Here is a 12,201-nt window from a genome sequence, read left to right on the forward strand (position 1 = left end):
CTTCGTGGCAGGGGTGAGTCGGGGTCGTATTCCCGTTTATCCGCGGACTAATGCCGATTGTCGAATATGTCGTGCATATCTCTCTCGGCGCTGCTGGCCCGCGGCCCGACAACCTTACTCGAGTACGTGGAAGGAAAGCGCAGACGACGGTGTTGGTACAGACTGCTTCACAACACTCTCCGGAAGGACTCGGGCTGCAGATGGCAGATCAGATCACGCCGACGAACCGGCCGATGGCACGCTTCGTCGAACGGATCTCGCGGGCTCGCGGCGAGAGAAACAGCGAGACCTTGGCGGCAGGCTTCCTACTGGCCGCCACCCTGATCGCCCTGATCTGGGCGAACTCACCCCTGGGTGAGACGTATCAGTCGTTCTGGCACACAGAGCTCTCGGTCACCGTCGGCGAGCACGGCATCTCTCTCGATCTGGCCCACTGGGTCAACGACGGGCTCATGGCGCTGTTCTTCTTCGTCGTCGGGCTCGAGGTCAAGCGAGAGTTCGCGATGGGTGAGCTCACCGACCGATCACGCGCCGCCATCCCCATCGTGGCTGCACTCGCCGGACTGGCCGCACCCGCGCTGCTGTTCCTCGCCTTCAACCCTTCCGGCCCGGCAGCCCAGGCGTGGGGTGTCGTCATCTCCACCGACACCGCGTTCCTGCTCGGGGCACTCGCCGTCCTCGGCCCGAAGAAGGCCGCGCGGTTGCGGATCTTTCTGCTCACCCTCGCCGTGGCCGATGACGTGGGCGCGCTGGCGATCATCGCGTTCTTCTACACCGACGATCTCGATGTGGTGCCGTTGGTGTTGGCGTTCATCGGGCTCGGACTGATCTTCCTACTGCGACGGCTCGAGGTGTGGCGCGGTGTCGGATACTTCGTCGTCGCACTGTTCACGTGGGTCGCGATGTACGAGTCGGGGGTTCACCCCACGCTGGCCGGCGTGATGATCGCGCTGATTCTTCCGGTCTACCCGCCGCGCCGCTCCGAGGTGGAGCGAGCATCGGACCTCACCCGCGCCTTCCGTCAATCACCGAATCCCGAGTACGCGCGAGCAGCGAGACTGGGTCTGGATCAAGCTGTCTCGGTCAACGAGAGGCTGATGCGGCTCTATCAGCCGTACACGGCATTCATCATCGTGCCGATCTTCGCGCTCGCCAACGCCGGAGTGGTGCTGAGCTCCGACACCCTCAAGGCCGCATCGACGTCGACGCTCACCTGGGGCATCATCGCCGGTCTCGTCCTCGGCAAGCTCGTCGGAATCACCGGCGCATCAGCCATTTTCGCCAAACTACGGCCCTCGGCGCTGGCACCGGGCCTGACGCTCTCGCACATCGCGGGCGGTGCGGCGATGTCCGGAATCGGATTCACGATCTCACTGTTCATCATCGACCTCGCGCTCGACGACCCGTTACTGGCCGACGAAGCCCGCGTCGGGGTGTTGGCGGCGTCGGTGATCGCCGCGCTGCTCGGCTGGATCCTGTTCCGCATCGACGCGAAGATCCACCCACCGAAAGCCGAAGCGTCACTTCGTATTCTGCGTCCGGTCAGCGCCAAGCGCGATCACATCCGCGGCCCCGTCGACGCTCCGCTGACGATCGTGGAGTACGCCGATTTCGAGTGCCCGTTCTGCAGCAAGGCAACCGGCAGCGTCGCCGAGGTACGCAAGCACTTCGGTGACGACCTCCGGTACGTCTACCGCCACCTCCCACTGGACGACTATCACCCGCATGCCCGCTACGCCGCGTACGCCAGTGAGGCTGCCGCAGCGCAGGGCAAATTCTGGGAGATGGCCGACGTGTTGTTCCGCAACAGCGACGCCCTCGAGCCCGACGACATCGATGGTTACGCACGCGAACTCGGCCTCGACATGGACAGATTCGAGGACGACATCCGCACCGGCGACTACGTGGTGCGTGTCGAGGACGACGAACTCGACGCCACCTCCTCCGATGTGGGCGGCACTCCGACGTTCTACCTGGGCCGTGGCGACAAGAACCTCACCCGACATGTCGGACCATACGATGCAGCGACGTTGATTCGGGAACTCGAATCCATGTGAGGGTGGGCCGGGTTGCACCGAACGCGTCCGCGTCGACCGGATCCCGTCGATACGGCGTCGTAGTGTGCAACCTCGCCCGGCTCCGTCAGCTCTCGGTGCGGTTTCCCTCCGCATCCCAATGCTCGGCGACTTTCTTCGACGGCTGGACCCGCGGCGGCTCGCCGGGCATCTTGGGATAGTCGGGTGGGAAGTTCAGCTCTCCGCCCGGCAGTGTTTCCCACAGGTGGAGAAGGGGTTCGAGCGAGTAGGCCTGGGAATCCATGTCGGCCCACGGGTCGCCGTCCTGCACCAGTTCCGGCACCGTGACGAGGTTGAACTCACGCGGATCGGTGACGTCGGCCAACTGCGGCCACGTCATCGGAGTACTGACGGGTGCACCCGGCCGAGCCCGCAGACTCCATGCGCTGGCGATCGTCCGGTCACGGTTGTTCTGGTTGTAATCAATGAAGATGCGTTCTCCACGTTCCTCTTTCCACCAGTTCGTGGTCACCCCGTCGTCGCGACGTTCGAGTTCTCGGCCCAGTCCGATGGCCGCGTGGCGCACCTGCTCGAAGGTGTACTCGGGTTCGATGCGGACGTAGATGTGAATTCCCCGATTACCGCTCGTCTTCGGATAGCCACGTAAGCCCAACTCTTCCAACAGCTCTCGCGTCACGTCGGCGACCCGCAGGGCGTCCGCGAACGTAGTGCCCGGCTGCGGATCGAGATCGAGACGCAACTCGTCGGGATGGTCCACCTCCGGTCGCCGCACCGGCCACGGGTGGAAGGTCAGCGTGCCCATCTGAGCCGCCCACACAAGCGCAGCCGGCTCGGAGGGACACAGCTCCTCGGCAGTGCGCTTGCTGGGGAACGCGATCTTCACCGTCTCGATCCACTCGGGCGCGCCCTTGGGCAATCGCTTCTGATAGAAGCCGTCGCCCTCCTTGTCCTGTGGGCCGAGCGCCAATCGCATGCCCTCGCGATAGCCGTCGGGCCATCGCTCCATAGCGGTGGGGCGGTCGCCGATTGCCCGCATCAACGGCTCGCCGACGGCGGTGAAGTACTCGCACACCTGCAGTTTGGTGATGTCGGGAGTGCGCTCGGTCGCCTCGTAGATCACGCGATCGGGGCTCGATACTCGTACTTCGCGTTCGCCGACCTGCACGAACGCCGGTGGTGTCTTCGCGGCCATGGCTATCGCCCTCCGGCAATGACATCGGCGACGTCGTAGCGCACCGGAACCTCGAGCTGATCGTAGGCGCACGAGCGCGGCTCGCGATCCGGTCGCCAGCGCAGGAACCGGGCCACATGCCGTAGCCGTGCACCTTCCATCTGGTCGTAGGCCACCTCGATGACCCGCTCGATGCGCACCGGAATCCAGTTGCGATCGTTCGACGAGTTCCAGCGCGTCGCCTCCCCGTCGTAGGTGACGTCCTCACCGAGCCGAAGCGGCTCGAGTTCTTCGAGCAACTCCAGCCGCCGCTTGTCGGTGAACGCCGACGCACCGCCGATCATCCGCAGATCGTCACCATCGTAAAGACCGAGCAGTAGAGATCCGATACCGTTGCCGGACTTGTGAATCCGATAACCGATCAACACGCAGTCTGCGGTGCGGGCATGCTTGATCTTGACCATCTCACGCTTGTTCGGCAGATAGAGCCCGTCGAGCTTCTTGGCCACCACACCGTCGAGCCCGGCACCCTCGAACCGCTCGAACCAATCCTCTGCCACCGCCGCATCATCGGTGGCGGAGGTGACGAAGCAGCTCGGCCCGCCGGTGCCGACCGCGTCGAGCAATCTCGCCCGACGCGTCGAGAACGGCTCGCTCGTCAGGTCCTCGTTGCCGACGGCCAACAGATCGAATCCGATGAACTGTGCGGGTGTCTTCTCCGCCAGCATCGTCACCCGACTCGCCGCGGGGTGAATTCGCTCCGACAGCGACTCCCAATCCAGGCGAGTGGAACCGTTCTTCTCCCGGGGAACGACGATTTCGCCGTCGACGACGATCTTCTCCGGCAGCTCGGCCTTGACCGCCTCGACCAACTCCGGGAAATACCGCGCCAGGTCCTTGCCCCCGCGTGAACCGAGCACCACCTCGTCACCGTCGCGGAAGACGATGGCGCGAAACCCGTCCCATTTCGGCTCGTAGGACCACACCGGTGGCCCGTCCTCGGGCTGGGCGGGCACCACTTTGGCTGCTTTGGCGAGCATCGGCGCGACCGGCACGGCAAGAGGAAGATCCACGCAGATCATCCTGCCTCATGCGGCCGACAACCGAGTCCGATATTTTCTACACACAGACGATCGATGCACACAGCACGGTTGAATTCACGAGGGCAGGACTCACCATGGCGTCATCCAACCGTTCGGTCCGCGCTCTCGTTCTCGCGCTGACGGCGTGCACGGCCCTGATACTCGCCGGGTGTGCCTCGGAAGTGTCCGGTACCGCCGTCGCCATCTCGGGCGCCACCATCGCGCCCACCACGACGAGTGCTCCTCGCACCACCGCTGCTCCAACCCCCGACATCGACGACGGCGGCAGCGTCGACATCGATGTGGAGATCGGCGAGTGCGTGAACCTCGGCGGAACGGTCGACGAGGCCACGATCGCCAATGCGACGTGCGGATCGCCCGAGTCCAACTACGTCGTCTTCGCCAAGACGCCCACCTCGGCCGAATGTCCCGCGGACGCCGATCAGTACTACTACGAGACCTACTTCGACATCGAGCAGGGAGCCCTGTGCCTCGACATCGACTGGGTTGTCGGCGGATGCATGGACATCGTCGGTGAGTTCGCCCAGCGCGTCGACTGCGCCACTCCCGGTGCCGACACTCGCCGCGTCGTGACGATCCTGCAGGGCACCTCTTCGGTCGACGATTGCCCCGACCCTGCTCTCTACGGATACGAGAAAGACACCCGCAACTTCGTCGTCTGCGTAGAACGCTTGTGACCGCTGAGGGCATCGCACTCTCCAGCGCCAGGGGGCGGTGGATCGTTGCGACCACCGTGCTCGGTTCGGCTCTGGCGATGCTCGACGCCACCGTGGTCAATATCGCGTTACCAGCGACCGGCCGCGACCTCGGTGCAGGCGTCACCGGTCTGCAATGGACTCTGAGCGGCTACACCCTCGCGCTCGCCTCGCTGATTCTGCTCGGCGGCTCTCTCGGTGACCGACTCGGGCGCAGACGGGTGTTCATCTGGGGCACAGTCTGGTTCGCGGCCGCGTCGGTGCTGTGTGGCCTCGCTCCCAACATCGAGGTGCTGATCGCGGCTCGGCTGCTGCAGGGCGTGGGAGCGGCGTTGCTCACTCCCGGTTCGCTGGCACTGATCTCGGCGTCCATCAAGGCCGAGGATCGGGGCGCGGCGATCGGGCTCTGGTCGGGTCTGGGCGGCGTCGCGTCGGCCATCGGTCCACTGCTCGGCGGCTGGTTGGTCGACGCCGTCGGCTGGCGTGCGGTGTTCCTGATCAACATCCCACTCGCTGTCGTGGTCGTGTCGGTGGCTGCGAAACATGTTCCGGAGAGCCGAGATCCGCACGCGTCCGGTCGCCTCGACGTGCCGGGCGCGGTGACGGTCGCGGCGGCATTGGGTCTGCTCACGTACGGGTTGATCGAGTCGCACACCGTGGCGCTGGTACTCGGGGTTGTCGCGGTCGGCGTGTTCGTGGTGATCGAGCGCCGCTCGCACGATCCACTGGTGCCACCGTCACTGTTTGCTTCCCGAGTGTTCTTGGCGGCCAACCTCGTTACCTTCACCGTCTATGCGGCCCTGGGCGGCGTGTTCTTCCTTCTGGTGCTGCAGTTGCAGTTCGCCGTGGGTTACTCGCCCATCGCGGCCGGAGTGTCGACGCTGCCGATCACAGCCCTGATGCTCGTACTGTCTGCCCGCGCGGGCCGAGTGGCCGGGCGTATCGGACCACGAATTCCGATGACGGTCGGGCCACTGCTGTCGGCTCTCGGGTTGCTGCTGATGCTGCGCATCGGTCCTGGATCCAGTTATGTCGCAGACATTCTGCCTGCGGTCGTCGTGTTCGGTCTCGGCTTGTCCGCGCTCGTCGCCCCACTGACCGCGGCCGTACTGGGTGCGGTGTCCACCGACCGAGCCGGCATCGCGTCGGGGGTCAACAACGCCGTGGCCCGCACCAGCCAACTTCTGGCTGTGGCTGCCCTGCCTGCCCTCGCGGGTATCGCCGGCTCCGATTACTCTGCGCCGGAGGTGTTCTCGGCCGGCTTCCACACAGCGATGCTCCTGTGTGCCGGACTGTTGCTGATCGGTGCTGTCATCGCGGCGGTACTGATCCGCGGTACCGGCGACACTTCGAACTGCCCACCGCACTGCGACATGGCGTCACCACCGATGGCACCGCGCCAGGGCGCGTGACTCAGCGGACGATCAGCACCGAGCAGTCCGCGTGGTGCACGAGATTCTGGCTGACCGATCCGAGAATTGCACCGCGGAGGACACCTCGACCCCGAGAACCCACCACGAGCATCGACGCGGACGCCGACATCGCACGCAGACCTCGTGTCGGGCTCGATTGAGCGCTCACGGTCGTCAGCGTCACCTCCGGGTACTTCTCGTGCATCTTCTCCACATGCGCATCGAGCCAATGTTTTTCGTGTGCCCGGACGCTCACCCAGTCGATGCCCTCGAATCCCGTTCCCAGACCCGGCTGGGCCGCGAATCCCCAGTAGTTCACCGCGATCACCGGCGCGCCCATGTTGTCGGCCATCTCGAGCGCGATGCCGAGTGCTCGATCGGACTGCTCACTGCCGTCGATCCCGACCACGATCGGACGGCCTGCTTCGGCCCTCTCGCTCTCTCTACGGAACAGCAATACCGGGCAGTGCGCGTGTGTCACGACACGCAGCGAGTTGCTACCGAGAGTCAGATCGCGGATCGCGCTCGACTTCCGCGATCCCAGCACGACCATCTCTGCGCCGGCGTCGGCCACGTACGACGCTATGGTGCCGTCCATATTGACGGTTTCCACGTCGACCGTGGGTGCGACGTCGTGAATCGCTCCCTCCGCCCTGGCCAATTGTTTGCGGCCCATGGCTCGAAGATCTCTCTCCAGTGCGCCGCCGTCGACGAATTCCGCCGACCCATACCAGTCCCCCACTGGCACAGCGTGAACGAGCCGTACGGTCGCGTGGACCTTGTCTGCATACGTCGCAGCCCATCGAGCTGCAGCCTCGGCCTCGGCCGAGCCGTCGATACCCACGACGATGGGAAGCGTTCGGGCGGTGGAATTACTCATGTTGTCTTCCTGTCTCGATGTCGGTGTGCAGTGGCGAAATTCGAGTCGGTCGACGGCCGAAGAGTGCGGACACCTCTACGAGATCGATATCGGTCCGGCAACCGCTCGGCTCGAGTTCGACGTAGAAGCTCTCGTAGCCGCGCGGGTCCGCGCCTCGCTCGCCGGCACTGCGTCGCTCGAGCACTCTTGCGCCCGGCCACCGATCGAGAACAGCCGTTCTGAGAAGGTGTCCGTCCGGCGAGACCCCGCTGGCCGGACCGTATTCGGCGATCATCACCGCACGGACAACACCGTCGATCGCCGCAGTGGTCACCGGGAACTTTCTCGGTCTCGGTTCTGTCGGTATCTCGACCGTTATGGAGTCGGAATCGACTCGCACCGGGCCCGAAGGGCACGTGTCTCGTCGTGCTGGGCGATCCTTTTCATCCGCGATCGGGCAGCGCGCCAGTTCGACACCCGAAACCGATGTCGGGCTCACTTCGACGAGTCTGTGCATCGGCGGACCGTCCGAATGTGGTCGCGGCAGTAGTTCTTCGAGGACTTCGAGTCGCACATCCACGACCGCACGGGCAATTCCGTGAATCACCACAGTCGAGTCGGTCGTACGAGCGCCATCCTCGGCGTCGACTTCCAGGACGACCGCGGAATCGAGCACACTGCGTCCCAATCGCGACCGCCCATCGGCGTAGAAGTACACCCGAGTTCCGATCCAGACGATGGACACGATGTCGATGGTTGGCCCGAAGTGGTCGTGGCCGATCAGTCGTGCCACTGTTGCTTGCCGCGCGAGCCGATGTGCAGTGGCCGAATCGAGAATTCGTCGACGCTCGCCGCTGTGCATGCTGTTCGGTACGGTGCGGTTCGTCATCGGTCTCTGCAGATCATGACCGGGCAGTGGGCGTGCCGGGTGAGGTTGCTACTGGTCGACCCGAACAGCGCCCGGGCCACCACTCCTCGACCATGACTGCCGACCACCACGAGACCGGCTCGCTTGGACAGGTCGACCAACAGATGCGCCGGGTTTCCCTGTTGCACAATATGTTCGACGCTGACATCCGGATATTTCTCGGCCCACCCGGCCAGACATTCGGACATCAGCATCCGCTGCTCACGCTCGATCTCGGCACTGTCGGGTGATCCGGGTAGAGAGAGCGCCGCCCCCTGCGACAACGAGTTCCAGGCAAGCGCGGCGATCAACGACACGCCGAACAACGAGGCCAGATCGAAGGCTTGTGCGACGGCCACCTCACTGGTCGCGCTGCCGTCGATGCCGACGAGAATCGGTGCATCGACGACGTCTGCGCCATCCCGCCACACGATCACCGGGCACTGGGACGCGTTCGAGATCTCTTGCGTCGTACTCCCGAACAATGCGGACACGATCGGACCCGAACCGGAATTGCCGACGACGAGCATGCGCGCGGTACGAGAGAGTTCGACCATCATCGCGCATGCGGACGTCTCCTCCACCGAGGTGGTCACTGCACTGTTCGGATGCCGGGCCAGCACAGCGGCAGCAACGTCCGTGACGACGCGATCGGCCGTGTGCCGCTGCTCGTCCCACACGTCCCTCGGTATCACCGATGCGGACTCGCCCAGGTAGAACGCGGGCTGCTGTACGGCACCGGCAATGTGCATCGGAGAACCCACTCTCTCCGCGATGGTCGCCGCCCAGAGAGCAGCGCTGACACTGTTGGGCGAACCATCCACGCCCACAACGATTTTCTGATGAGCTGCAAGAATCACGATTGTCTCCTGTTCGGTGTGCGGGCGGGCGCAGACAGCACCGACGCCACGGCGTGTCGAGGGGTTCGGGGTGGCGGCGAGCCGATCATGGGGGTGCCGACTCGAATCAGCAGCTGCGCCAGACCGTTTCGCGGGGCCAGGGACTCGACCAGGTGCCTGCTTCCCGACTGTTCCGTCAGGTGCGTCAGGGGGCATGTCGCCAGCCCGTCCGCGGTCGCGGCCAACAGGAATGCGGACATGGCTCGGCCGCACTGCAACCAATCGAGGCGCTCGTCCGATGCCGTGCCGAGCAACACCACCGTGGACTCGTCCTCGACCGGCTCGGTCGTGACCGTTCTGGCGACCCGATGCGGTTCGGGAAATTGCCTGCCGACCTGCACCCTCGACGCCTCGGCCCGGTTCGTCAGCGCCTCCGGCGGAATTCCTCCCGAGCGGAACGAGTGCCCGGCCCACCATCTGATCTCTGCCTGATAGGTCGCGTCGTACTTTCGCACGCTCGCGCTCAGTGTCGAGGCCTTCGCCAACGTCTGTTTGGACTCTGCCGACAGGACGGTCATCTCCGTGCCGTACTGCGCCTGACGGAGGTACCGCGTCAGAATACGATTGCTCGGCACCGGTCCGAACGCCCGCCGATCCGAGTGGCGACGGTTGATCGCAGCCAACAGATCGAACTCGTGCGAGCGAGGATGTGCGTCGTGCACGAAGCGAACGTGCGCCAGATGATCGGGCGCACCCGGAGTGGGCAGCAGATCGATCTCAGTCGTCCACCTGAACGCCGCGGCGGCCTTCTCGAGGTGGTCCAACGCTGCCCCGCAGCTCAACACCATCTGTCGCTCGGTCGGGTCTATCACCCCGAGCAACCGTGAGCTGTCGGTGTACAGATCGAGTCCGCGTGAGGAGTACGTCCACCGCCACGGCTGACTGTTGTGCACCGACGGTGCCCGACACGCGAGCTCCACCAGCATCTCCACCACGGCCGTATCCGGCTGATCGTTCATCGACTCTCCTCGACCTCCCACCCCGACGCGGTGGCTGCACCCACTGTCGCCCCGAGCTCGCGGTGCTCGACAGGGCCATTCGTCACTTGATGGAGGGCATTCCGGTCAGGGAGTTGGGTGCAGGCCGATAGACGGCGGCAACCACAGGTTTAGTGTTGACGACGAATGCGACTCAGGAGCGGAACCTGAGGACGCGCGTCCGCCGACCGCTCAGGAGAGTCATGACGACCCCGCAGAATCCCTCGGAAAAGCAATCCCCCGACATCGACGTCAAACCGCGTAGTCGCGACGTCACCGATGGACTGGAGAAGACGGCAGCGCGCGGCATGCTCCGCGCCGTCGGCATGGGCGACGACGACTGGGTCAAGTCCCAGATCGGTGTCGCATCGTCGTGGAACGAGATCACCCCGTGCAACCTCTCGCTCGAGAGGCTGGCCAAAGAGGTCAAGAAGGGCGTCCACGCGGCCGGCGGGTATCCGTTGGAATTCGGCACCATCTCGGTGTCCGACGGCATCTCGATGGGCCACGAGGGCATGCACTTCTCGCTGGTCTCCCGTGAGGTCATCGCCGACAGCGTCGAAACCGTCATCAGCGCGGAGCGGCTCGACGGTTCGGTCCTGCTCGCCGGCTGCGACAAGTCTCTGCCCGGAATGCTCATGGCCGCAGCGCGTCTGGACCTGGCGAGCGTGTTCCTCTACGCCGGTTCCACGCTGCCCGGCTTCGCCACCCTGTCCGACGGCAGCGAGCACCAGGTGACGATCATCGACGCATTCGAAGCGGTCGGGGCCTGTTCACGCGGACTGATGTCGCGGGCCGACGTCGACACCATCGAACGCGCCATCTGCCCCGGTGAAGGTGCCTGCGGCGGAATGTACACCGCCAACACCATGGCCAGCGCAGCCGAGGCAATGGGAATGTCGTTGCCCGGCAGCGCATCACCGCCCGCACCCGATCGTCGACGCGACGGATTCGCACACGCCAGCGGCGAGGCCGTCGTCGACCTTCTCCGACGCGGCATCCGCACCAGCGACATCCTCACCAAGGAAGCGTTCGAGAACGCCATCGCCGTCGTCATGGCCTTCGGTGGCTCCACCAACGCCGTCCTGCATCTCCTCGCCATCGCCCACGAAGCGCAGGTCGAGCTGACCCTGGCCGACTTCACCCGCGTCGGCGCGAAGGTTCCCCACCTCGCGGACGTCAAACCGTTCGGCAAGCACGTCATGACCGACGTCGACGCCATCGGCGGAGTACCCGTCGTGATGAAGGCTCTGCTCGACGCCGGCCTGATGCACGGCGACTGCATGACGGTCACCGGAAAGACCGTGGCGCAGAACCTCGCTCACATCGCACCGCCCGATCCCGACGGCAAGGTGCTCCGCGCACTCGACAAGCCGATCCACCCGACCGGCGGCATCACCATTCTCGAGGGCTCACTTGCTCCGGGCGGGGCCGTCGTCAAGTCCGCAGGCTTCGACTCCGACGTATTCGTCGGTACAGCACGAGTTTTCGAACGCGAGCGTGCGGCAATGGATGCTCTGGAGAACGGAACCATCACCGCCGGCGACGTCGTGGTCATCCGCTACGAGGGCCCCAAGGGCGGTCCGGGAATGCGTGAGATGCTCGCGATCACCGGAGCAATCAAGGGCGCGGGCCTGGGCAAGGATGTCCTGCTGCTCACCGACGGACGGTTCTCCGGCGGCACCACGGGCCTGTGCGTCGGACACGTTGCTCCCGAGGCAGTCGACGGCGGTCCCATCGCCTTCGTCCGCGACGGTGACCAAATCCGACTCGACGTCGGCAAGGGCACACTCGACCTCCTGGTCGACGCAGCCGAACTGGAGTCCCGTGCACAGGGTTGGGCTCCGCTGCCGCCGCGCTACACCCGCGGAGTGCTGGCGAAGTACTCGAAGCTGGTGGGATCGGCCTCGAACGGTGCGGTGCTGATCTAGCACTCACCTTCCCGCTCCCCCGCTCGCCGCCCCTTCCCCCGCCGCGTCAATGGACCACTGCATACGTCTGAGAAGTGCAAGGGTTCATTCACGCAGCGATGCCCCGCGCGTGAATGAACCACTCCACACGTCTCGGCGATGCAATGGCCCATTCACGCGAGCGGGGCGACCCCTGCGTGAATGAACCCTTGCACTTCTCAGACGTATGCAG

Annotated in this window: 10 protein-coding genes; 4 read left to right on the forward strand and 6 right to left on the reverse strand. The window is 65.0% G+C overall.

What is annotated here, in order from left to right; all coding sequences use genetic code 11:
- The first annotated feature begins 200 nt into the window (after positions 1-200).
- Positions 201-2,057 carry a Na+/H+ antiporter NhaA gene (nhaA, locus tag CH305_RS06805; RefSeq protein WP_037151709.1) on the forward strand — a complete coding sequence of 619 codons (1,857 nt, stop codon included), beginning with the start codon at positions 201-203 and terminating at the stop codon, positions 2,055-2,057.
- Between the two features lie 85 nt (positions 2,058-2,142).
- Here nhaA and CH305_RS06810 read toward each other — a convergent pair whose 3' ends face one another.
- Positions 2,143-3,228, reverse strand: a complete 1,086-nt coding sequence (locus CH305_RS06810; RefSeq protein WP_094703228.1) for a DNA polymerase domain-containing protein — start codon at positions 3,226-3,228, stop codon at positions 2,143-2,145.
- 2 nt (positions 3,229-3,230) lie between these two features.
- A complete protein-coding gene (locus CH305_RS06815) occupies positions 3,231-4,280 on the reverse strand; it encodes an ATP-dependent DNA ligase (protein WP_032402858.1) in 1,050 nt (349 codons plus the stop codon).
- A 104-nt stretch (positions 4,281-4,384) separates the two neighbouring features.
- Here CH305_RS06815 and CH305_RS06820 point away from each other — a divergent pair, with 104 nt between their 5' ends.
- Positions 4,385-4,987, forward strand: coding sequence for a hypothetical protein (locus CH305_RS06820; protein WP_094703238.1), 603 nt, complete (start codon positions 4,385-4,387; stop codon positions 4,985-4,987).
- On the forward strand, positions 4,984-6,417 hold the full coding sequence (locus CH305_RS06825; RefSeq protein ID WP_179278217.1) for an MFS transporter: 1,434 nt from the start codon (positions 4,984-4,986) through the stop codon (positions 6,415-6,417). The genes CH305_RS06820 and CH305_RS06825 overlap by 4 nt, the downstream gene beginning before the upstream one ends.
- A gap of 1 nt (position 6,418) precedes the next feature.
- On the opposite strand, the gene CH305_RS06830 is transcribed toward CH305_RS06825, so the two are convergent.
- The 4 genes from CH305_RS06830 to CH305_RS06845 are packed head-to-tail and all read right to left on the reverse strand — an operon-like array spanning position 6,419 to position 10,041.
- Positions 6,419-7,297, reverse strand: coding sequence for a universal stress protein (locus CH305_RS06830; RefSeq protein WP_094703229.1), 879 nt, complete (start codon positions 7,295-7,297; stop codon positions 6,419-6,421).
- On the reverse strand, positions 7,290-8,165 hold the full coding sequence (locus CH305_RS06835; RefSeq protein WP_094703230.1) for a hypothetical protein: 876 nt from the start codon (positions 8,163-8,165) through the stop codon (positions 7,290-7,292). Before CH305_RS06835 ends, CH305_RS06830 begins: the two co-directional genes overlap by 8 nt.
- A complete protein-coding gene (locus CH305_RS06840; protein ID WP_179278218.1) occupies positions 8,162-9,043 on the reverse strand; it encodes a universal stress protein in 882 nt (293 codons plus the stop codon). The genes CH305_RS06835 and CH305_RS06840 overlap by 4 nt, the downstream gene beginning before the upstream one ends.
- Complete coding sequence (locus CH305_RS06845; RefSeq protein WP_032402846.1) at positions 9,040-10,041, reverse strand: nitroreductase family protein; 1,002 nt, start codon at positions 10,039-10,041, stop codon at positions 9,040-9,042. The genes CH305_RS06840 and CH305_RS06845 overlap by 4 nt, the downstream gene beginning before the upstream one ends.
- 221 nt (positions 10,042-10,262) lie before the next feature.
- Between CH305_RS06845 and ilvD the strand changes: the two genes are divergently transcribed.
- On the forward strand, positions 10,263-11,990 hold the full coding sequence (ilvD, locus tag CH305_RS06850) for a dihydroxy-acid dehydratase (RefSeq protein ID WP_032402847.1): 1,728 nt from the start codon (positions 10,263-10,265) through the stop codon (positions 11,988-11,990).
- Positions 11,991-12,201: the final 211 nt, after the last annotated feature.

The organism is Rhodococcus sp. 15-649-2-2 (assembly GCF_002258645.1).
GTDB lineage: Bacteria > Actinomycetota > Actinomycetes > Mycobacteriales > Mycobacteriaceae > Rhodococcoides.